This window comes from Ruminococcus sp. RTP21484sp1_RTP21277st1_D2_RTP21277_210401 (assembly GCF_040924225.1).
Lineage (GTDB): Bacteria > Bacillota > Clostridia > Lachnospirales > Lachnospiraceae > Blautia_A > Blautia_A faecis.
This window is the reverse complement of the sequence record NZ_JBCOMJ010000015.1, coordinates 1-22,100: the sequence shown is the minus strand read 5'-3', so window position 1 is coordinate 22,100 and position 22,100 is coordinate 1. Positions and strand designations below refer to the sequence as shown.

The following is a 22,100-nucleotide window of genomic DNA, read 5'->3' as shown; positions in this document are numbered from 1 at the left end:
TTCTATGCAAAAAGGCACAAAAGGGATGTCTCTGACACCCCTGCTGTACAGTTATTTTCACAGCATTCTGCAAGTATTTTCAAACAGGCTCCAGAGCCTGTTTTCTTTGCAATTTAATGCTGGATTTCCAACAATTTATTCTTCAAGTCTTCTTCCATCTTGCGCATTTCCAGTTCTGCCTGGGCTCTCTTGGCGCGGCCCTCTTTCTGAATATTCATGACATCATCCAAAGTAGCGATCAGCTCCTGATTGGTCTGCTTCAGAGTCTCAATATCCACGATTCCGCGCTCAGATTCCCTGGCAGTCTCTGTGGATGCAAGGTGAAGTGCCTCCGCATTTTTCTTCAAAAGCTCATTTGTCAGGTCTGTTACCTGGCGCTGGGCCTGGGCTGCTTCTGTGGAATGGGCGATTCCAAGTGCCAGTACCATCTGGCTCTTCCAAAGTGGAATGGTATTTACAATGGTTGTCTGGATTTTTTCTACCATAAGGGTGTCATTGTTCTGCACCAGACGAATCTGCGGTGCTGTCTGCAGGGAAATGGTTCTGGTCAGTTCCAGATCATGCAGCTTCTTCTCGAAACGATTGCACTTGCTGTCCAGATCCTTGGCTTCCTGCGCATCCTCCGGAAGTCCGCTGACTGCTGCTTTTGCCTCCAGATCTTTTAATTTTCCCTCCCGTACTTCCTGCAGCTTCTGTTTTCCTGCAAGGATGTACATGGTCAGTTCTTTATAATAGTTCAGGTTCTGAGCATACATTTTTTCCAGAACTGCGGAATCCTTCATGAGACGCATCTGGTGATCCTGAAGGGAGGTAGTGATCTTCTGCACATTTACCTCAGCCTTGGCGTAGCGGTTCTTCATATTTTCAATCTTGCTGCCCTGTTTCTTGAAAAAGCCAAGAAAGCCTTTCTCCTCCTCAGCAGCATCAAAATCGCGAAGCTCGCCTACCACCTGGGTGATCAGCTCTCCAACCTCACCCAGATCCTGTGTCCGTACATTTTCAAGAGCTGCATCGGAAAAATCAGCCATTTTCTTCTGGGTTCCGGCACCGTACTGGAGGATCTGGCTGGTATTCTCAATGTCAATTTTCTTAGCAAAGCTGTCTACCATCTGCTGTTCTTCCGGGGAGAGAACGGTCTGTTCCATTTCCTTTTTCACAGCTTCGGCTTCCGGCTCTGCTGCAATCTCTGCCTTTGACTCTCCCAAATCCGGTTCTAATGTAAGTGTAGGTGCGTTATCTTCAAAACCTGTAAATTCGTTTCCCATAGCATCCTCCTTGTGTATAGGTCTGCCCATATTTATCAGCAGCCTTCAGTTTGGCATTTTCGTTATTTTTATAACACGCTCTAACCCCGCTGCAAATCTTATCTTTTCATATACTTAACATTCCGCACACTGCTAGAGCCTGTTTTTTTCAGCCTCTTTTCTCATACGGGTAAGCTCGTCCTCAGTCAGCCCTTCCTGTGCCAAAACTGTATTCAGAACAGAAATATCACTGGATACATCCATAGCCGTGTCTTCAAATATGGAATCCAGAAGCTTCTCAAAAGCCACATTCAACGTATCAATAGTCTCTTCGATTTCTTTCTTGGAAGAAGTAATATTCTCTCCCTGAACCGGCTGGCTGTCCATTTCTTCATATGCATTCAAAAGCTTCACAGTCATAGGAAGATAATAATCCATAAGGCGGTTCAAATCCGGAATAATCTCCGGATGAGCCTTGGCGCGTTCAAAAATCTTCGCTATGATCAGCTCCATACGGGAGATTTTTCTGGAAATCTCTTCTCCTGGAATGGCATCATTGCTGCGGTGGATTTTATCAAGAAAGTCATTTCCCTTATCCAGAACCTGCCGGACTTCCGGGGAAAGTCTGATTCTTTCCGCAGCATCCCGTTCTGCTTCCACACACGCCCGGGCATCTGCCTGTTCATGCTGGTTAAATTTCTGCCTTTCTTTTTCCTCTGCCTGCTGACGAAGCGCTGCCTCCTGGCGTGCACGCTCTTCATCCTGCTGATGATCTCTTTCTTCCAGCCGCTTCTGAGTGCTTACATATTGGTCGTAAGTCTCATTACTTGTGATCAGACAAGTTTCCTGTTTATCAACATGTCCCTGAAGGAACCAGCCTTTGCTTATCATACGTTTGATATCTTTTTTTACAAATTTCACCGGCTTGCCGACTGCCTGTGCCAGCTGCTGGAAATTGCAGTAGGTGTGAGTGCCAAGAGCCTTGATATACTTGTTTCGGCGGCTTAAACTGGTAAGACTGCTGCAGCCCTGTCCAAGAAGAATACCTCCGCCGACCGTAAATGCCGCCAGCACTGCCGAAATTCCAAGCATTACACTGCTGCTAAAGCCAGCTCCAATTCCACCAACTACCATTGTAGCAATTCCAAATACTCCAGTAAGAATCCCACCAAACACTGTCTTCAGAATTCCCCCGACCTTGATTCCATTCGTCGGTAAATACAATGCCAGATCCGAATTCTGGTGATTGGTATCCTGCCTGCCTGTACCATTTCTCTGGAAATTTCCATTACGCGAATCATTCCCTTTCGCATCGGCATATCCTTGATAACCAGTTCCATGATCCTCCCCGGTACTCCGGTTTTTCTTTCCATCCTTCTGAAAATCCCAGGACCGATTCTCTCTGTAATCATAAGAACTGCCGCTGCGGTAATTGGTATATTTCCCACTGCCCACAGTATTATTAAGCGCATCCCGAAGGGCATCACTCCCATTATCAATAGCCTTATTCAGCGCCTGATTAATACTCTGGCTCAGTTTCTGGTAATTTTTTTCATTTACTGCACTGTCAATGATGCTCTGGATCTTATCTCCAAGTTCATCAAATTCGTTATATCCCATCTTTTCCTCCGGATATTTTATTTCACAACGCTTGTTTTATCATTATACAAAAATCCCCCTCAAAAAACAAGACACCATAAAATATAAACACATTATACTTTTTGTAACCTTTTTCACAGGAAAATCACTTAAAAAATCTGCTTTTCCCATTGAATTTCACACGTAAAAGTTTTACAATAGTAAAAACATTGGGGATTCACAATAAGAATCTCCCCCCAAAAACCACGCTAGGAGGAAATTGTTATGGAAAAAAAGAACATTGACTGGGGAAACCTGGGCTTTGGTTATGTAAAAACAGACTACCGTTATGTATCCAATTATAAAGACGGCAAGTGGGATGAGGGAGGCCTTACCACAGATGATATGGTTACCATCAGTGAGTGTGCAGGTGTCCTTCAGTATGCACAGACTGTTTTTGAGGGTATGAAAGCATATACTACAGAAGACGGACATATCGTTACTTTCCGTCCTGACCTGAACGGTGAGCGTATGGAGCATTCCGCCGCAAGACTGGAAATGCCTGTATTCCCGAAAGACCGTTTTGTTGACGCAGTTGTTCAGACAATTAAAGCAAATGCAGCATATGTTCCGCCATATGGTTCTGGTGCTACTTTATATGTACGTCCGTACATGTTCGGAAGCGACGCTGTTATCGGTGTAAAACCTGCCAGCGAGTATCAGTTCCGTGTATTCACCACACCTGTCGGACCATACTTCAAAGGCGGCGCTAAGCCGATCACAATCCGTGTCAGCGACTTTGACCGTGCTGCACCAAATGGTACCGGTCATATCAAAGCTGGTCTTAACTACGCAATGAGCCTTCATGCGATCGTTGACGCTCATAAGAACGGATTCGATGAGAACATGTATCTTGATTCCAAAACTCGTACCAAGGTTGAGGAGACAGGCGGAGCAAACTTCTTATTCGTAACAAAAGACGGCAAGGTTGTTACTCCGAAGTCTGACAGTATCCTTCCATCCATCACACGTCGTTCTCTGATCTACGTTGCGAAAGAGTACCTTGGACTTGAGGCTGAGGAAAGAGAAGTATACTTCGACGAAGTGAAGGATTTCGCAGAGTGCGGTCTTTGCGGTACTGCTGCTGTTATCTCTCCTGTTGGAAAGATCGTGGACCACGGCAAAGAGATTTGCTTCCCAAGCGGCATGAACGAGATGGGACCGATCACCAAGAAGCTGTATGAAACCCTTACCGGAATCCAGATGGGACGCATCCAGGCTCCAGAGGGATGGCTGAAGGTTATTGAGTAATTTCTTAAGCTTCCCATTTTTCGTATTTTTTCAAACACACTCTACACAGCATATAACAAAAATCAGTTCTGTCGTGATGGCAGAACTGATTTTTTTAAAAACACATTATATTTTCCCGCTTATTTATTTCTCTCATATCTCACAAACTTATATTCCAGATCAAAATATGTCTGCTCTTCACTCTCTGCTGCCACATGCCACTGTGGATCTTCATCCAGATTCGGAAAATAACTGTCTGCAATATAAGCAAAATCAATCTTGGTCACCTGAGCAGCATCGCAATAAGGAAGAAGCTGCTTATAGATAGTGTCGCCGCCGATGCAGTATACATCTTCTGCCGGATACTTTTTCAATTCTTCCATAAGCTCTTCAATAGAATGAACGATTATGGCATCTTTCACCTTGTAATTCTCATTTCTGGTAAGAACGATGTTTATGCGGTTTTTAAGAGGAAGCCCTCCTGGGAAACTCTCCAGGGTCTTTCTTCCCATAACACAAACCTTGCCAGTGGTCTCCTGACGAAACATTTTCATATCCGCCGGAATGCTTACAAGAAGCTTATTGTCTTTTCCAATTCCCCAGTTTTTGTCAGCAGCTACTATTATTTTCATTTCTTATAATCTCCTTTATACGAACTCCTAGAGCATGTCTAAAAATCATTCCCGCAATCTGCACGCCCCACTTTGCGGGAGATTTTGCCCAAATTCGGTTGCCGTAGCCCGCTACAGCAGCCTCACCATATCTGAAACGCATGCGGCATTGGAACCCTTTCTCATTTACTCCATGTTTAAATGGCAATCGGAATATTTTTAATCTGAGGCCAGGTCTGATAATTCTCCACGATCAGATCATCCGTGGTAAAATCATAGAAATTCTTCACATTCGGATTCAGTTTCACAGTCGGTGCCGGATAAGGTGTCCTGGAAATCAGCTCCTTGATAACCGGAACATGTCTGTCATAAATATGACAATCCGCGATCACATGTACCAGCTCACCGGCTTCCATGTCACAGCATTGTGCGATCATCATAAGAAGAAGGGAGTACTGGCATACATTCCAGTTATTTGCAGCCAGGATATCCTGGGAGCGCTGGTTCAAAATGGCATTTAAAGTCAGCTTGTCCTTTCCAGGCTCCTTTGTTACATTGAAGGTCATAGAGTAAGCACATGGGTAAAGATTCATCTCATGAAGATCTTCATGCACATAAATATTGGTCATAATACGACGGCTGTATGGATTATTCTTCAGATCATAAAGAACACGGTCTACCTGATCCATCATGCCTTCTTTGTACTGATGCTTCACACCCAGCTGATAACCATACGCTTTTCCAATGGAGCCATTCTCGTCAGCCCAGCTATCCCAGATATGGCTGTGAAGGTCATGAATGTTGTTTGATTTCTTCTGCCAGATCCAGAGGATCTCATCCATAGCGCTCTTTAATGCGGTCTTGCGAAGGGTCAGCGCTGGAAATTCCTTTCTCAGATCATAACGGTTCACAACACCAAAACGTTTGATCGTATAAGCAGAAGTGCCATCCTCCCACACTGGCCGGACCTTCTCCCCTTCTGTACTGGTTCCGTTCTCAATTACGTCTTTACACATATCTATAAAAATATGATCAGCTAAACTCATACCTGTCTTTTTCCTCCTGGTCTCCATTGTGCGTTCTTTATAGCAACACGATACCTGGCTGCCAGAGTCTCTCCCCACCAAGTATCTCGCTGCTTTTCATACTTCAACAATTTTAGCATAGATTCCTGTAAATAACAAGTTCTTTGCCCTCCTGTCTCCCTTCTGCTTGCTCTGGTTTTATTGTTTTTTCAAAGCCTTGTCAAATCACCTTTTTCTTTACAATCTTATTTTCCCGTGTTATAGTAAACCCCATGAAGAAAATTTTAATCCATTTACTGAAACCTCTTTCTTTTCTTCCTGCAATTCTGATGATGTATCTGATCTATTCATTTTCAGCCCAGACAGGGGAGGTGTCCGGAGCCCTAAGCTATGAAGTCAGCTACCAGATTGTGGAAACCAAGAATGAAGTTCTCAACGAAAACAAAACTTATGACGAGCTCGCCTATTCTGCCAGCTCCATCGAATTTTATGTGCGAAAAGCAGCTCACATGACAGAGTACTGTCTGCTTGCCATTGCCATTTCTTTCCCACTTTATGTTTACGGAGTAAGAGGTATCTGGCTGATCCTGCTGGCAGGCGCCATATGCGTAGGCTTCGCAGGCTTTGATGAATACCACCAGTCCTTTGTGGCAGACCGCGGACCTTCTGTACGTGATGTGGGAATCGACAGCATCGGAGTCACAGCGGGAATCCTGTTGGTGCAGGCATTCTGCTGGTCCACTCTACATAACCCAAGCGGGAAACGCAGGCGCAGGAAACGGCGCTAGAGCGTGTATTTCAACAAAAAAACAGACTTCTGATTGATTATCACTCATTCGGAAGTCTGTTTATTTTTTTATATTTAGTATTGTATTCGTAATTTCGTGCTGTTATAATCATAAAACGCAAAAGTAACCGCCCGGTCTGCAAACTAGTACATCGTTCTCGAAATAACTACACCACTCATTTTTCATACATATATTAACACTATCTAATATATCAATTTCTTTTCAAAAAACAATACTCTCTATTCTTCATCCTCTGTCGCATCCCCTAACTGGCTAACCAGATTAGCGCGGTCAGCAATAGACATTTTCTTATTCAAGGATGAAGTACTTTCCATTTTAGATTCAACTGTCCTTGAAGTTTCTGTCTCAGAAGCCTGCGCTTCACTTTCTGCATTCGACTCCTTCTGAATCTTGCCAGCCTTTATGCTGCCGCGGATTCCATTGATCACGAAAGCCACGCCAAGCACAATAAAAATCACTCCCGCAACCATAAAGCCAGGACTGCTGCCCTCAGCACCATTTATTACATTCTGGCAAAGTGAAACACCAAGATAAGCCACATAAACCCCTGCCAGAATCATAACCAGGCAGGTTCTCATAGGCATAGCAGACTTCCCATTTCTGGCTTTCTGCTTCTCATTTACATCAGTCTCTTCCAGATTCTTATTTTCCATATTCATCCCCCTTATGAAATAGCAAACTGACTCTCATACAGATTCGCATAGAAGCCCTTCTTCGCCAGCAATTCCTCATGTCTGCCCTGCTCGATAATATTTCCGTCCTTCATGACCAGGATCAGATCTGCCTCCTGAATAGTGGAAAGACGATGTGCTACAATAAAGCTGGTTCTTCCTTCCATCAACTCTGCAAAAGCCTTCTGCACCTTCACCTCAGTACGGGTATCAATGGAAGAAGTGGCCTCATCCAGGATCAACATAGCCGGGTGCATCAGCATAACCCTTGCAATGCAAAGAAGCTGCTTCTGTCCCTGGGAAATATTTCCGCCTCCCTCTGAAATCACGGTATCATAGCCGTTTGGCATACGCTTGATAAAACTGTGGGCATGTGCATGCTTAGCTGCCTCCATAACCTTTTCCAAAGTCGCATCCGGCTTTCCATAGGCAATGTTCTCGCGGATGGTTCCTGCCTTCAGCCAGGTCTCCTGAAGCACCATACCAAAGTTTCGTCTCAGGCTGTCTCTTGTCAGCTCTCTTACCGGATAACCGCTTACCTTAATCTGTCCCTTATCTACATCATAGAATCTCATAAGAAGGTTGATCATAGTGGTCTTACCGCATCCGGTAGGTCCGACGATGGCGATCCTCTGTCCAGGTTTTACGTCAATGGAAATATCAGTAAGAAGCGGAACTTCTTTTCTGTAAGAAAAGGAAACACTCTCCACGCTTACACGGCCGTCTGCTTTCTCCAGCTCCCAAGCATCTGGCGCATCTGGCTCCTGTGCCGGTGTATCAATAAAGTCAAAGAGACGTTTTGCACATGCCAGCGCATTCTCCAGCTCTGTGATAACGCCGGAAATCTCATTAAACGGCTTGGTATACTGATTTGCATAGTTCAGGAAGCTGGTCAGCTGTCCCACAGTCATACCGCCCTTAATTACTGTAAATGCACCAAAAATTCCAACTGCTGTGTAAACAAGACCATTTACAAAGCGTGTGGATGGGTTTGTAATAGAGGAAAAGAAAATCGCTTTGATTCCGCAGACGCGAAGCTCTTCATTTACTTTTCCAAACCTTTCATTAGCTCTCTCCTCATAGGAAAAAGCCTGCACGATCTTCTGATTTCCAACAAGCTCTTCCACAATAGAAGTCATCTCCGCTCTCTTCTCGGACTGCTCCTGAAACATGCGGAAGGTTCTGCCTGCGATAAAGCTTGCCACGAACAGGGAAATCGGAGTGAGCAAAATAACGATCACTGTGATCTTCACACTGATGGAAAGCATAAATCCAATGGTTCCAAAGATGGTCAGCACACCGGTAAACAGCTGGGTAAAGCCCATAAGGAGACCATCTGAAAACTGACTGACATCAGAAACAATACGGCTTAAAATATCTCCTGGCTGATTGGCATCTATATAAGATACCGGCACCTCCTGAAGATGGGCAAACGCCTGGCTTCGCACATCCTGCACCACGCTGTAGGTAACCTGATTGGTAAGAAGGTTCATCACCCACTGGGAAACTGCATTTCCCACAACGATCACAGCCAGAGCTCCAAGCACCTTCAAAAGTCCGGCTGTATTTACATTTCCCGGACCTACGATATTATCTACACCATTACCAATCAGAATGGGTGTATACAGGGTAAATCCAACGGTGACAAGCGCTGTCAGAAGCATAATGATAATTTTTGCTTTGTAAGGGCTGATAAATTTCAGTACCCTCTTCATAGTCTCTTTATTCCTTCCCATCAGCGGTTCACCTCCTGTTCGGAAAGCTGTGACAGGCAGATTTCTCTGTAGACCTCACAGGATTCCATAAGCTCTTTGTGTGTTCCCACACCAGCCAGCTCACCATCATCCAGAACCAGGATCTTATCTGCCTGCTTGATGGAGGTTGCTCTCTGGGAAACGATAAACACAGTCATTCCCTTTGTCTGCTCATGAATGGCATGACGAAGAGCCGCATCTGTGGCAAAGTCAAGGGCAGAAGCACTGTCATCCATGATCAGGATCTCCGGATCTCCCACCAGTGCTCTTGCTATGGTAAGACGCTGGCGCTGTCCGCCGGAAAGATTGGCGCCGCCCTGACTTACCATGGTATTTAAGCCCTCCGGCTTACTTTTTACAAAACCACTTGCCTGCGCAATGGAAAGAGCCCGTTGGATTTCTTCTTCGGAAGCGTCCTCTTTGCCCCATTTCATATTGTCACGGATGGTTCCCTTAAACAGAACTGCCTGTTGTGGTACCATCCCCACCTTTTTACGAAGCTGTGAAAATGGATATTCTTTTACATTATTTCCATCAATTACCACATTACCGGAAGTTACGTCATAGAAGCGTGGGATCAGATTGACCAGAGTGGATTTACCACATCCGGTACCACCAATGATGCCGATGGTCTCACCTGGTTTTGCCGTAAAGGAAATATGGGAAAGCGCCGGCTCCTTGCTGCCTGCATAGGTAAAGCTCACATCTTCAAAGACAACTCTTGCAGCGCCTGCATTTTCTTTCTGAACACTATTGCCCTGATCCGTGAGAGACGGCTGTGTATCCAGCACCTCATTCAGACGCACACCGGAAGCCATAGCCTTTGTCACTGCCACGATCAGGTTTGCAAGAGCGATCAGTGCGATCAGGATCTGGTTCATATAGTTTACAAGGGCAACCACTTCCCCCTGTGTAAGAATACCCACAGACACTTCCTTGCTTCCATACCAGAGGATTCCGATAATGGCAAAGTTCATGATAACCGTAGTGGCAGGATTCAGAAGTGCGGAAATTTTTCCCGCTCTTACCTGCACCTTGGTGTAATCGTCGTTTACTTCTGAAAATTCTTTATATTCTTCCTGCTGTCTTCCAAAAGCCCTTACCACTCTGGCACCCACATGATTCTCTCTGGTGATCAGTGAAATTCGGTCCAGAAATGACTGAGCCTTTTTGTAAATTGGCACTGTTGTACGCATAATTCCGTAAATTACAATGGAGATCACCGGAACCGCAATCAGGAAGATCAGACCAATCTTCACATCAATGGTAAAGGACATGATCACTGCACCCACAACAATAAAAGGAGAACGAAGGAACAGACGAAGTACCATGTTCACACCAGTCTGTGCCTGATTCACGTCATTGGTGATCCTTGTCACAAGGGTAGGAGTTCCAAGCATATCCAGTTCTCTGTAAGAAAGCCTGCTGATATGGGAAAAAAGCTCCTTGCGAAGGGCAGTGCTGAATCCCATGGCTGCCTTTGCAGAGAAATACTGTGCTGTCAGGGAACATGCAAGACCGATCACTCCAAGCAGTACCATGATCACACACTGGTGCCAGATATAGACATTGTCCTGATTCTTAATGCCGATATCCATGATTCTTGCAACAACCAGAGGCACGATCAGCTCAAAGGTGGCCTCCAGCATTTTGAACAAAGGAGCCAGAAAACTTTCTTTCTCATAGCCCTTCAAAAATATAAGCAATCTCTTCATCTTACTTCTTATTCTCCTGGATTCGTCCATATAATCTGGTCATTGCGTTAATTCTATGAATGATCTCATCCGTAAGCTGACCTCTTGTAAGACGCCATTTCCAGTTGTCTCCCAAAGTAGAAGGCGTATTCATTCTCGCTTCATTTCCAAGACAGAGATAATCCTGCAAAGGTACTACGCACACTTCTGCTACTGAGGACTGTGCCGCCCGGATAAGCCCCCATACACATTCATCTGTGTCTTTCTCCTCACAGGCTGTGTACTGGTTCACATAGTCTCTGTTTGACTGGGTAAGGTTTCCAAGCCAGCCCTTCGTAGTCTCATTGTCGTGGGTTCCAGTGTATACAATACAGTTTTTGTCATATCGGAAAGGAAGATATACGCTCTCGCCGCTTTCATCAAAGGCAAACTGAAGCACCTTCATACCCGGATATCCGGATTCTGCCAGAAGCTCCCTGACGCTGTCTGTAAGGAATCCCAGATCCTCTGCGATCACATCCAGATTCTTAATTTTTTCCTCCAGGACCTTGAACAGTTCTATTCCAGGACCTTTTTCCCATTTTCCATTCTCAGCGGTCTCATCTCCATAGGGAACTGACCAGTACTCGTCAAAACCGCGGAAATGATCGATCCGGACCTTGTCGTACAGCTTCATACAGTGAGCCATACGAAGGATCCACCAGTTATAACCTGTTTTCTTATGATATTCCCAATTATAAAGTGGATTTCCCCACAGCTGACCAGTTGCGGAAAAAGCGTCTGGAGGACATCCTGCCACTGCTGCCGGTGTAGCCTCCTCATCAAACTGGAACAGATCCGGGTTCGCCCATGCATCTGCGCCATCAAAAGCCACATAAATAGGAAGATCACCGATGATCTTAATACCTCTGTCATTTGCATATTTCTTCAGCCGGTTCCACTGGCGGTAGAACCAGAACTGCTGAAAGGCATAGAAGCTGATATCCTCCTTCAGCTCCTCTCTTGCCTTAGCAAGCGCCTCCGGCTTACGTGTCTTTAAGTCCTCCGGCCACTGATTCCAGGAAATTCCCTCCAGGCTGTCCTTTACTGCCATATAAAGACAATAATCTGCAAGCCAGAAGCCCTGCTCTTTCTCAAAGGCTTCCATCTCCTCACGGATCAGCTGAAGCTCCTTTTCTTTCCCATCCATTTGGTAAAAACGTCTGTAAGCCTTCCGAAGAAGGGAAAATCTGGAAAGATAAACCTTCTCATAGTCCACATAGCTTTTGCTGCCGCCCCAGTCACATTCTGCACATTCTGCTGCTGTGAGAAGGTCTCTCTGGATCAATTCCTCCAAATCAATGAAATAAGGATTTCCTGCAAATGTGGAAAAAGACTGGTAAGGGGAATCCCCGTATCCGGTAGGTCCAAGTGGCAGGATCTGCCAGTATTTCTGACCCGCTTCTGCAAGCTGATCTACAAAAGCGTAAGCTTCTTTAGAAAAACATCCGATTCCATAGTTGGAAGGGATACTGGATATAGGCAATAAAATACCGCTGGCTCTCATCATATGTTCCTCCTGTCTGGTTCAATAACCATTATCTGCTTATTATACCGCTATCATGCATAATCGGTCAACAGAATAAAACAGCTTCGCAAATTTTATCCTGCTTTCGTTTCTGCTCAAAAAACAGGCACCCGGAAAAATTCCGAATGCCTGTCATTTTCTTCTGCATCACATTTAAGTAATACCAAAAGACTTATATTCTTTTGACTTGATTATTTCTTACTTGTATAACCGAAGAAGAAGTATCCAAGTGGTGTGTAGTACATGCCGTCAATGTCTGGATTGAGCATATATGGCTGTGTATAGAAGTAGATCGGAGCAAGTACGCTGTCCTGTCCAATGAGGATATCCTCAGCTTCGTGGAATGCTTTCATACGCTCTTCCGGATCAGAAGTAGCTTTTGCTGCATCGATAGCTGCATCATAGTCTGGGTTAGAGTACTGAGCGTCGTTGTTACCGCCGTCTGTGTACCACATATCCAGGAATGAGCAAGGATCGTTGTAGTCTGCGATCCAGCCGTTACGGGCGATCTGGAAGTTACCATCTTTTCTGTTCTGAAGGAATACGTTCCAATCCTGGTTGTTCAAGTTAACAGTTACACCAAGCTCTGTCTGCCACATGTTCTGAAGAGCCTCACCGATCTTCTTGTGGTTATCAGCTGTGTTGTACAGATACTCTACAGTCGGGAAGCCTTCGCCGTTCGGATAACCAGCGTCTGCAAGAAGCTGACGGGCCTCTTCGCAGTTAGCCTCATAATCCTCATCGGAAATGCTGTAGTAAGAACCGCCTACTGTACGGAAGTCATCACTACCAGCACCAGCTGCATCATTTACACCGTTCGGTACATATCCGTCAGCCGGAACCTCACCAGCCTGGGAAACGTTCTCTACGATGTAGTTACGGTCGATTACAAGTGAGAACGCTTTACGGATGTTAGGGTCAGAGAAAACTTCGTCCTCTGTGTTGAAGCATACATAGTAGGTTCCAAGATAGTCACCAATCTCAAGCTCGCCAGAAGCAAGGTAGGTCGGGATCTCGTCTACAGGAAGGTTCTCGATGAAATCAAGCTCTCCGTTGTTGTAACCTTTGAGCATTGCGTTGTTGTCATCAAGAAGTGTAAACTTGATAGTATCCGGTCCAAGATTCTCATAGTCATAGTAGTTCTCGTTTTTCTCCATGGAGATGTAAGCATTGTGAGACCACTCTGTCATTTTGTATGGTCCATTGCCAATGTATGTGCTTGGATCAAATGTCCAGTTGTCACTGCTCTCTACCATATCCTGACGAACCGGGAAGGTTGCCGGGAATGCCATGATTTCTTCGAAATACGGGCAGTCATAGGTAAGATCGATCTGAAGAGTCTGATCATCAACTGCTGTAATTCCAAGAGTGCTTGGATCCGCACTTCCGTCAGCAACTGCGTCATATCCTTTTACCATGTCGATCATGTAGCAGTAATCTGCTGCTGTCTCAGGATTTGCTAGACGCTGCCATGCATAAACGAAGTCACCAGCTGTTACAGCCTGTCCATCAGACCATTTGATTCCGTCACGAAGTTTAACAGTGTAAGTAACTGTACCATCTTCGTTCTCGGCCTTTTCCCAGGACTCAGCCTGTCCAGGAGCTGTGACAGCATTTCCTTCACCATCATTTACCCATTTAGCCAGACCTTCGAACATATGGTTGCACATGATAGCTCCATCAACTGCAGAGTTCAGTGCAGGGTCAATTGTCTGTGGTTCAGATGCGATACAAAGGTTCAGGTTGAATCCTTCGTCAGATGCTGTATCCTCGGCGAATACAGGAGTTGCTGCCATGCTTAATACCATAGCTGCAGTCAGTGCCATAGACATAAATTTTCTTCTCATTACATTTCCTCCTTTATGCTTTTTTGCGCCGCATGAGAGATGAGAATCGACGCTTGTATTCATCAGCTCTTCCGTGAAGAAGAACGAAATACCTAAACTTCCTTTATTTGTCCAGCAAATGGCAGGCTGCCCAGTGGCCCGGCTCATGCTCTCTGAACACAGGAGTTACCTGGCTGCACTTTTCAGTGGCATATGGACATCTGGTGTGGAAACGGCATCCGCTTGGCGGATTCATAGGACTTGGCACGTCTCCTTCCAGAATAATACGCTTTCTTGTCCGGCTCAGCTTTGGATCCGGAACCGGAACTGCGGAAAGCAGGGTCTGTGTATATGGATGGATCGGATGTCTGTTCAGCTCATAGCTCTCGCCCAACTCAACAAGAGAGCCAAGATACATAACACCGATTCTGTTGGAAATATGACGGACAACGGAAAGATCATGGGCAATGAACAGATAAGTCAGACCCATCTGCTCCTGCATGTCTTCCAGCATGTTTACCACCTGTGACTGGATAGAAACATCCAATGCGGAAATCGGCTCGTCACAGACGATGAACTCCGGTTTTACTGCAAGGGCGCGGGCAATACCAACACGCTGCTGCTGACCGCCGGAAAACTCATGTGGATAACGGTTTGCATGCTCTGTATTTAATCCAACCTGCGCCAGCAGCTCTTTGATCATGTCAGCGCGGTCTTTCTTACTCGCTGCAAGCTTGTGGATATCAATGGCCTCTCCAATGATCTCACCAACTGTCATTCGAGGATCCAGGGAAGCGGACGGATCCTGGAAAATGATCTGCATTTTTCTTCTGTAGGGAAGCATTTTGGCAGCTTTGGCTTTTCCAAGAGGTTTGCCGTCTTTATCCAGAGGATTGTCGTAAATGGTTTCGCCATCATAAATAATCTTTCCTCCGGTTGGCTCATAAAGGCGAAGAATCGTTCTTCCCAGTGTGGTCTTTCCACATCCGGACTCTCCTACAAGACCGAGTGTTTCACCTTTTTTGATATAAAGGGAAACATCCTGTACAGCCTGTACCCCCGGACCTTTTATGCCGTTTACCGGAAAATATTTTCGTAAATTCTCAATTTCAAGAAGCTTCTTTTCTTCTGCCATTTATTTCTCCTCCTTGTTCATAAGCTCCTGAACCCGAAGCCAGCAGGCGGAACGATGTTTCTCGCCCACTTCCACGTAAGGAGGCATTTTCTTCAGACAGATCTTCATGCAATGCTCACAACGTGGAGCAAACGGACATCCTTCCGGCGGATTCAGCATATCAACCGGGGTTCCCTCGATTGGGATCAGTCTTTCATAGCTCTCGGCATCAACACGGGGCATGGAACGAAGAAGACCCTTTGTATATGGATGTGCAGGCTCGTAGAAAATGTCATCTACAGGTCCCTGCTCCACAATTTTACCTGCATACATAACGGATACCTTGTCACAGATATCTGCCACAACACCAAGGTTGTGTGTGATGAAAATGATTCCCATTCCGGTCTTTTTCTGAAGATCCTTCATCAAGTCAAGGATCTGTGCCTGAATGGTAACATCAAGGGCTGTGGTCGGCTCATCTGCGATCAGAAGCTGCGGATGGCAGATCAGTCCCATAGCGATCATGACACGCTGTCGCATACCGCCGGAAAACTCGTGTGGATACTGCTTCATACGCTTCTCCACATTATTGATTCCAACCAGTTCCATCATTTCCATGGCACGTTTCTGGGCTTCTTCTTTGCTGATTTTCTTATCATGGGCACGAAGAGCTTCCACAAGCTGATTTCCGATGGTGTAAACCGGATTCAGACAGGTCATGGGATTCTGGAAAATCATAGCTACTTTGTTTCCGCGGAACGCAGTCATCTCTTCCTTGGAAAAAGAAAGGACATCTTTTCCCTCGAAGGTAATGGAGCCTCCGATAACTTTACCTGGGGACTGAAGAAGCCCCATAATAGAATATGCCTCCTGGCTCTTTCCAGAACCAGATTCTCCAACAACTCCCATAACTTCGCCATAATCAAGGTCATAGGAGATACCGCCAACGGCTTTTACCTCGCCGGCCGGGGTAAAGAAGGAGACTTTCAGGTCTTTTACTTCCAGCAATTTATTTTTCTGTTCAGACATTGTTCTCCTCCTCTCTTATTTCTTCAGCTTCGGATCAAGAGCATCGCGAAGTCCATCGCCAAACAGGTTGAATGCAAGGATCATAATGCTCAGGATCACGGAAGGTACGATCAGTCTGTAAGTATAAGTGTACATACCGCTAAGTGCGTCTGTTGCCATGGATCCAAGGCTTGGAAGAGGTGCAGAAACACCAACTCCAAGGTAGGATAAGAAGGATTCCAGGAAAATTGCAGACGGTATCTGCAGGCAGGTAGTAACAACGATCTGTCCGATACAGTTTGGAAGCAGATGACGGCGGATGATTCTGCCGCCAGATGCACCAAGTGCTCTTGCTGCGGTTACATATTCCTGCTGTTTCAGCTGAAGTACCTGGCCACGGATAATACGACTCATGGTAACCCAGTATAACAGACCAAATGCAATAAACATGGAGATCAGGTTCGGTCCAAGTACATTGACAAAGGATTTCATAGGACTGGTTCCTGATGAATTCACATAGTCAGTAAGGATTGGTTTCAGTGCAGTTGCGATCAAAAGGACAACCAGCATCTCCGGAACTGCATAAATAAGTTCAACAATACGCTGCATCACTGCGTCCACCTTGCCGCCACAGTAACCGGAAATAGCACCATAAAGGGCGCCGATCACCAGTACCAGGATAGCTGCGAATACGCCGACAGACATGGAAACACGGGCACCATACATAACACGGACCAGAATATCACGGCCATACATGTCAGTACCAAATACATGAGGGAATACTTTTTCCCCATTTGCCTTGCGCTCAAGCTCTGCCTGGGAATAACCGAAAATATGCTTCTTGATTCCAAGCTCCTTGCGGATGGAATCCTCATCTACGCTCTGCTCCTCAGAAGAATCTTCTGAAGGTTTTGCAGCGACTTTTGCTTTTGCACGGATAACTGCTTCATCTTTCTTTGTAAATTTCTCGCCCTTTTTCTCAGCTTCTGCTTTCGCCTGGGCGATCATTTCATCTACATCCACTACATCGGACTGGGTTCTGGAAGCGATCTCGTCGTTCACACGCTGAGTGTCCTCCAGTGTGTAGTGATAGGGATAAAGGTTCTCAGCACCTTTGTTAAACTCGTCATAACCATATGGGATCAGAAGCGGGCCCACAAAGGCAAATAAAAACAGGAATACGATCACACCAAGTGCAACCATAGCCACCACATTTTTCTTTAATCTTCTCCAGGCATCTTTCCAGTAGGAAACGCTCTGGCGGTCCTGAATAAAATCATCCTTCTCCTGTCTGGACGCAGATGCAAAATCATCCGGACTTAAATCCTGAAGGAGGTTCTCAATATCCGGCTGAAGACTCACCGGACATTTCTTAATCTTCTTATCTTCTGCCACGATCATTCTCCTCCTTTCGCAAGGCTGATTCTCGGGTCAGCAACCTTATAAAGGAGGTCTACAACCAGGTTCATCAGAATAATAAATGCTGCCAGGAAAATGGTAGTTCCCATAATAACCGGATAATCACGGTTCTGGATGGACTGTACGAAGTAACGTCCAAGTCCTGGAATTGAGAATACGCTCTCTACAACAAAACCACCACAAAGAGTAAAGGCCACCTGCGGTCCTAAGTATGTAATAACCGGAATCAGTGCATTTCTAAGAGCATGCTTGAAAATAATCTTTTTGTTCTTCAGACCTTTGGCGCGGGCTGTCTTAATGTACTCCTGGCTTAAGGAATCCAGCATGGCAGAACGTGTCTGACGTGCTGTATAGCACATTGGGTAAAAGCCCAGGGCAAAGCATGGCAGTACATAGGCGCGCCATCCCTGCGACGGATCAAAAATAGACGGAAACAGATTCAGTGCATTGTTTCCAGTCAGGGTTACCAGAAGAACAGATGCCACAACGAAGCTTGGCATGGAGATTCCAAGTGTACAGATCACACGAAGAATGCTGTCTGTCAGCTTGCCTCTCTTAAATGCGGCAAGACAGCCAAGAGGTACACCCACCAGAATCGCCCATGCAAGTGCAAGTGCACCTACCTTGGCAGATACCGGGAACATATCCACGATAATGTCAAGAACTGCACGGTTCTTCTGCATCTTAAGTGATACACCGAAGTCACCGTGAAGAATATTTTTCAGATACATAAACAACTGTACATAGACCGGCTTATCCAGTCCATATTTGGCATTCAGCGCAGCCAGTGTGGTCTCAGAAGGTGTTTTTTCACTGAGCCATGGGCTTCCAGGTACAGCATTCATCAGCAGGAAGGTAAGACAGGCTACCAGAAAGATAGTCAGAATCGCCATTCCAAGTCTTTTTGCAAAATACTTTCCCATTTTTCCTCCTTATTTTTTCCGGTCGAAAACATTTATTTCGGTTTCCTTTATGAGCGATGCCGTCAAAAACGCCACACCCATATCAGACTGATTTCTGACCAGAGTTCATTTTTATAATATATGAAAAAAATTATAGCATTTCAATTCGCTTTATTCAAGTAACATTTTAAACTTTAGAACGGTGACGGTGCAATTTTTTAAGCTTGTACTATTTTTCAGTGCTATTATGGTATATTTTTTGTGTATTTTATACAAAGACATTTGTTTGTTTCACAAGCGCAGATTGTTTATCATAACTCTACAGCATGTTTAAAAAAAACTTTTGAGCCTGTTTTAAAAATCATTCCTGTAATCTGTACAGGACCAATCTATTTTCCAATTCAAAAAAGAAGGATACCAGCTTGGCATCCTTCTCTCTCAATTCTTACCAGTTCCCCTTTTGCTTCATCCGGCTCCGTATCTTTGCCGCAGCTCATAAGAAAAGCCACACCCAGAAGAACCAGCAGCAGAATCCAGCCTTTTTTTCTCATATAGTTCTCCATTTCACACTGTATTTCTGTGAGTATGTGCAAAATAGAGCATATTATGCATAATGGACGTGTTTTCTCAAAAACCCTTTTTCTTTATATAGAAGGCAATGTCATGATAAACCCGCTTCCGGTCTGTCTCATTCAGAATTTCGTGGCGCATTCCCGGATACAGCTTGCCTTTCACGTCTACATAACCGGCGCGCCGCATATCCTGCACTGCTTTTGCAAAATGACGCACGTTGATCATACAGGGATCATCAGAACCACTGACAAAAAGCACGGGCATTTTCGGTCTGGTGCAGTGCCAGTGCTTTACGTCGTAAGCACGCTTCATCAGCTCAAAAAGTGCCAGATAGCCATCATCTGTAAACGTAAAGCCACAAAGTTCAGAATCGGAGTATTCCTGAGCTGCTGCCTTATTGGCACAGATCCAGGAAGTACAGTTTTTGTCCTTGCGGAAGCGCATCACATTTCCGGCAAAGGAAAGGGTTTCGATAACTTTACTCTTGTGAGCTGGTCCAAACACAGCACTTTCCATATGGGCAATTGCTTCTCCAAGAGATCTTGCCCCATTCTTGCTTGGAGAACCACAAACGATCAGCATGTCCATGCAGTCATCATGATCTCTTGCAAAAGCGCGCACGGCCAGCGAACCCATACTATGCCCGAATAAGATCAATGGCAGATCCGGAAGCTGCTGGTGCATTTCCCGGTTCACCACCTCAATATCCTTGAGGATCGCATCCGCGCCGCCGCCATACATATATCCCAGGTCATCCAGCGCCCGCACACTTTTCCCATGGCCACGGTGATCGTGGATCACGCATACATAGCCTTTTTTAGCCATGTATTCCATAAAGGGAAGATAGCGCTCCTTGTATTCGCTCATCCCATGAACAAGCTGCAGGATTCCTTTGTACGGTGTCTCATCCGGAACCACTGCCAGAACGGAAATATCAAGTCCATCCGCCTCTGATTCTATATAAGCTTCATACTTTGCACCCATAGTTTTTCCGCCTTTCTTCTTTTTTTATTATCTTAACATAAATAACCGGTATCCGTAAAGTTACTGGTTACTTTGAACGGAGTGAGCAGTAACACTCTGTAAATACTTTGACACTCTCCCAAGAGTATACTATAATAAAAAAGATGTCACAAAGATTTATATGTGAAATTTTTACAGACGGTCAATTTATGAAATTATAATATCATAGACATCGCCAGAGCATGTTTGAAAAAGACTTTCTGCAAGATGTGCGTCACGATTTGTGAGAGATTTTTTCCGGATGAGGGCGCCGTAGCCGGGCTAAGGCAACCGAATTCGGGCGAAATATACCGCAAAGTGGGGCGTGCAGATTGCGGGAATGATTTTTCAAACACGCTCTAAACTTAACAAGGAGGAAACATGGAAGAAAAACAACTAAATATGCCAGATGAACACCCTGTTCCGAAGAAAAAAAGGAAAGAAAAGGCCGGACGCATTCTGCTTCTGCTTATTCTTATCCTTATCGTCGGTGCCGCCATTGGCTACTATTTCTACGAACGCAGCCAGCCAGCCAAAGAATTGGATAAATATCTTACCGGCATCCAGAGCCTTGATTTCGACACAATGGAAAGTATGCTCCAGAGCGCCGATCTTTCCGCTCTTGACAATGCAGATGTGCGAAACGCCACCTACGAAAGCTTCTTCAAATCCATCAATGCCAAAATGACCTGGAAGATCACAAAGACACGTTTCAGTTTTCAAGACGGCACTGCTGAAGTCACTGCGCGGATCCGCTATGTAGACGGATCTGATATCTACCGTGAAACTGTAACCGAATTCCTTCGTCAGATTGTTTCCAGCGCCTTTTCCGGCGAGAGTCTTACGGAACAGGAAACCCAGGACAAGCTTGCTTCTATTTTAATGGAAAAAGCCTCCAGCCTGGAAGACAAATTCAGTGAAACAGACATTGTTTATCCTATGATCAAAGTAAACGGCCAATGGAAGGTTACAGCTCTTGATGATGAAACAGTAAAGATCATGTCCGCCAATTTCAAAAGTGTAGAGGATGAGATCAGCCAGGCTCTGGCGGATTCCGACTCCACAGCAGAGGGAACCGATGGTCCAGCTGATTCTGTGGTCCAGACGCCTGCCACATCTGATGGAACCATTGATCTTTCCAACCAGCGTTTCTCTATCCACTATACCAGAAATGTAGTTTCCACAGACTTTGGCGGTGAGCCCTGCCTTCTCGTCTACTATGACTACACAAATAACGGAGAAAGTTCTTCCAGTGCTATGGTAGATGTAAATCTTACCGCTTATCAGAATGATGCGGCTCTTGAAGCAGCTATTCCGGCAAACAGTGATGAGGCTGTTGATGCATTTATGAAAGAAATCCAGCCAGGAGAAACAGTAAATGTATGTCAGGCTTTTTCCCTTAATGATATGAGCCCGGTTACCTTGCATGCTTCAGACGCATTTGGTCTGGATACTGGAATTACAGCAGCACAGACATTAAATCTCCAGTAAAAGAAGCAACCAGCACATCACCATATGGGAAGCACAATGAAATCTTTTATACGCGAAAGTTCCGTTTAAGGCTTTCGCGTATTTTTATGTCTCTCTTTGCAGTTTCAGACAGTCCCCCTGTTTTTTGCTGCTAAAATTCCATCTTTTACCACATTTTATACAGGCTTTTTCGTATAATTTCCACGATAAAAAGAAACACTATAGTTACGAAAGGATGGTGACTTATGGAAAATAAATTTTTAAATTGTTTCTGTCTGACTCTTACAATAATCGGCGCTGTCAACTGGGGACTGATCGGGTTCTTCAACTTTAACCTGGTAGCTCTCATCTTTGGCAGTATGAGCTGGATTTCCAGAATCATCTACGCACTGGTCGGACTTTCGGGTCTGTATCTGCTCAGTTTCTATGGAACGCTCTGCTCCAATGAAAATAATGCGTCATAAGTTAAAAAAGTGTCTTCGACACTTCAACTCCCCTGCCCCTCAATCTTGAGGGGATAGGGGTTTCTTTTTTTCAACTTTT

The 22,100-nt window shown here is 45.2% G+C and carries 21 protein-coding genes and 2 pseudogenes; 6 read left to right on the top strand and 17 right to left on the bottom strand.

Annotated elements, in window-relative coordinates; genetic code table 11:
- Nucleotides 1–113: 113 nt before the first annotated feature.
- Together AB5706_RS11190 and AB5706_RS11185 are read right to left on the bottom strand one after the other, a co-directional pair.
- The gene (locus AB5706_RS11190) at nucleotides 114–1,265 is read right to left on the bottom strand and encodes a toxic anion resistance protein (protein ID WP_173772145.1); all 1,152 of its coding nucleotides are present in this window, start codon (nucleotides 1,263–1,265) and stop codon (nucleotides 114–116) included.
- Between the two features lie 132 nt (nucleotides 1,266–1,397).
- On the bottom strand, nucleotides 1,398–2,864 hold the full coding sequence (locus AB5706_RS11185; RefSeq protein ID WP_173718257.1) for a 5-bromo-4-chloroindolyl phosphate hydrolysis family protein: 1,467 nt from the start codon (nucleotides 2,862–2,864) through the stop codon (nucleotides 1,398–1,400).
- Between the two features lie 243 nt (nucleotides 2,865–3,107).
- Here AB5706_RS11185 and AB5706_RS11180 point away from each other — a divergent pair, with 243 nt between their 5' ends.
- Nucleotides 3,108–4,133, top strand: a complete 1,026-nt coding sequence (locus tag AB5706_RS11180) for a branched-chain amino acid aminotransferase (RefSeq protein WP_148462786.1) — start codon at nucleotides 3,108–3,110, stop codon at nucleotides 4,131–4,133.
- A gap of 119 nt (nucleotides 4,134–4,252) precedes the next feature.
- Here the strand turns inward: AB5706_RS11180 and AB5706_RS11175 are convergent, their stop codons facing one another.
- Nucleotides 4,253–4,744: a dihydrofolate reductase gene (locus AB5706_RS11175; RefSeq protein WP_173718256.1), complete on the bottom strand. Its 492-nt coding sequence runs from the start codon at nucleotides 4,742–4,744 to the stop codon at nucleotides 4,253–4,255.
- A pseudogene (locus AB5706_RS11170) lies at nucleotides 4,722–4,871 on the bottom strand (DUF6783 domain-containing protein); the annotation flags it as partial. The pseudogene AB5706_RS11170 and the gene AB5706_RS11175, both read right to left, overlap by 23 nt.
- On the opposite strand from AB5706_RS11170, the gene AB5706_RS11165 reads away from it, so the two are divergent.
- Nucleotides 4,803–4,946 (top strand): DUF6783 domain-containing protein, encoded by a 144-nt coding sequence (locus tag AB5706_RS11165; protein ID WP_306797087.1) that lies wholly within the window; start codon nucleotides 4,803–4,805, stop codon nucleotides 4,944–4,946. The pseudogene AB5706_RS11170 and the gene AB5706_RS11165 overlap by 69 nt on opposite strands.
- On the opposite strand, the gene thyA is transcribed toward AB5706_RS11165, so the two are convergent.
- A complete protein-coding gene (gene thyA, locus AB5706_RS11160) occupies nucleotides 4,921–5,769 on the bottom strand; it encodes a thymidylate synthase (RefSeq protein ID WP_118579195.1) in 849 nt (282 codons plus the stop codon). The genes AB5706_RS11165 and thyA overlap by 26 nt on opposite strands.
- Nucleotides 5,770–6,020: 251 nt before the next feature.
- Between thyA and AB5706_RS11155 the strand changes: the two genes are divergently transcribed.
- Nucleotides 6,021–6,536 carry a VanZ family protein gene (locus AB5706_RS11155; protein ID WP_118579198.1) on the top strand — a complete coding sequence of 172 codons (516 nt, stop codon included), beginning with the start codon at nucleotides 6,021–6,023 and terminating at the stop codon, nucleotides 6,534–6,536.
- A gap of 239 nt (nucleotides 6,537–6,775) precedes the next feature.
- Here AB5706_RS11155 and AB5706_RS11150 read toward each other — a convergent pair whose 3' ends face one another.
- The 12 genes and pseudogenes from AB5706_RS11150 to AB5706_RS11095 form a co-directional block, all read right to left on the bottom strand.
- On the bottom strand, nucleotides 6,776–7,210 hold the full coding sequence (locus AB5706_RS11150) for a hypothetical protein (protein WP_173718255.1): 435 nt from the start codon (nucleotides 7,208–7,210) through the stop codon (nucleotides 6,776–6,778).
- A gap of 11 nt (nucleotides 7,211–7,221) precedes the next feature.
- Nucleotides 7,222–8,964 (bottom strand): ABC transporter ATP-binding protein, encoded by a 1,743-nt coding sequence (locus tag AB5706_RS11145; protein WP_173718254.1) that lies wholly within the window; start codon nucleotides 8,962–8,964, stop codon nucleotides 7,222–7,224.
- Nucleotides 8,964–10,697: an ABC transporter ATP-binding protein gene (locus tag AB5706_RS11140; RefSeq protein ID WP_148462791.1), complete on the bottom strand. Its 1,734-nt coding sequence runs from the start codon at nucleotides 10,695–10,697 to the stop codon at nucleotides 8,964–8,966. Before AB5706_RS11140 ends, AB5706_RS11145 begins: the two co-directional genes overlap by 1 nt.
- A gap of 1 nt (nucleotide 10,698) precedes the next feature.
- Nucleotides 10,699–12,222 (bottom strand): 4-alpha-glucanotransferase, encoded by a 1,524-nt coding sequence (malQ, locus tag AB5706_RS11135; protein WP_173718281.1) that lies wholly within the window; start codon nucleotides 12,220–12,222, stop codon nucleotides 10,699–10,701.
- Between the two features lie 212 nt (nucleotides 12,223–12,434).
- A complete protein-coding gene (locus tag AB5706_RS11130; protein ID WP_118579210.1) occupies nucleotides 12,435–14,090 on the bottom strand; it encodes a peptide ABC transporter substrate-binding protein in 1,656 nt (551 codons plus the stop codon).
- A gap of 103 nt (nucleotides 14,091–14,193) precedes the next feature.
- Nucleotides 14,194–15,204, bottom strand: a complete 1,011-nt coding sequence (locus tag AB5706_RS11125; RefSeq protein WP_118579213.1) for an ABC transporter ATP-binding protein — start codon at nucleotides 15,202–15,204, stop codon at nucleotides 14,194–14,196.
- On the bottom strand, nucleotides 15,205–16,212 hold the full coding sequence (locus AB5706_RS11120) for an ABC transporter ATP-binding protein (RefSeq protein ID WP_118579216.1): 1,008 nt from the start codon (nucleotides 16,210–16,212) through the stop codon (nucleotides 15,205–15,207). It abuts the gene before it with no gap.
- A gap of 15 nt (nucleotides 16,213–16,227) precedes the next feature.
- Nucleotides 16,228–17,586: an ABC transporter permease gene (locus AB5706_RS11115; RefSeq protein WP_118579270.1), complete on the bottom strand. Its 1,359-nt coding sequence runs from the start codon at nucleotides 17,584–17,586 to the stop codon at nucleotides 16,228–16,230.
- Nucleotides 17,587–17,588: 2 nt separating this feature from the next.
- Nucleotides 17,589–18,533: an ABC transporter permease gene (locus AB5706_RS11110; RefSeq protein WP_118579219.1), complete on the bottom strand. Its 945-nt coding sequence runs from the start codon at nucleotides 18,531–18,533 to the stop codon at nucleotides 17,589–17,591.
- A gap of 380 nt (nucleotides 18,534–18,913) precedes the next feature.
- Nucleotides 18,914–19,063, bottom strand: a complete 150-nt coding sequence (locus tag AB5706_RS11105; RefSeq protein ID WP_173716424.1) for a hypothetical protein — start codon at nucleotides 19,061–19,063, stop codon at nucleotides 18,914–18,916.
- A 76-nt stretch (nucleotides 19,064–19,139) separates the two neighbouring features.
- Nucleotides 19,140–20,069, bottom strand: coding sequence for an alpha/beta fold hydrolase (locus tag AB5706_RS11100; RefSeq protein ID WP_118579222.1), 930 nt, complete (start codon nucleotides 20,067–20,069; stop codon nucleotides 19,140–19,142).
- 186 nt (nucleotides 20,070–20,255) lie between these two features.
- A pseudogene (locus tag AB5706_RS11095) lies at nucleotides 20,256–20,327 on the bottom strand (hypothetical protein); the annotation flags it as partial.
- A gap of 85 nt (nucleotides 20,328–20,412) precedes the next feature.
- On the opposite strand from AB5706_RS11095, the gene AB5706_RS11090 reads away from it, so the two are divergent.
- The 3 genes from AB5706_RS11090 to AB5706_RS11080 all read left to right on the top strand — a co-directional run bounded on the left by AB5706_RS11090 (nucleotide 20,413) and on the right by AB5706_RS11080 (nucleotide 22,021).
- A complete protein-coding gene (locus tag AB5706_RS11090; protein WP_334297762.1) occupies nucleotides 20,413–20,487 on the top strand; it encodes a hypothetical protein in 75 nt (24 codons plus the stop codon).
- On the top strand, nucleotides 20,469–21,578 hold the full coding sequence (locus tag AB5706_RS11085; protein WP_237926070.1) for a DUF5067 domain-containing protein: 1,110 nt from the start codon (nucleotides 20,469–20,471) through the stop codon (nucleotides 21,576–21,578). The genes AB5706_RS11090 and AB5706_RS11085 overlap by 19 nt, the downstream gene beginning before the upstream one ends.
- Before the next feature lie 224 nt (nucleotides 21,579–21,802).
- The gene (locus AB5706_RS11080; protein ID WP_148462795.1) at nucleotides 21,803–22,021 is read left to right on the top strand and encodes a DUF378 domain-containing protein; all 219 of its coding nucleotides are present in this window, start codon (nucleotides 21,803–21,805) and stop codon (nucleotides 22,019–22,021) included.
- Nucleotides 22,022–22,100 lie beyond the last annotated feature (79 nt).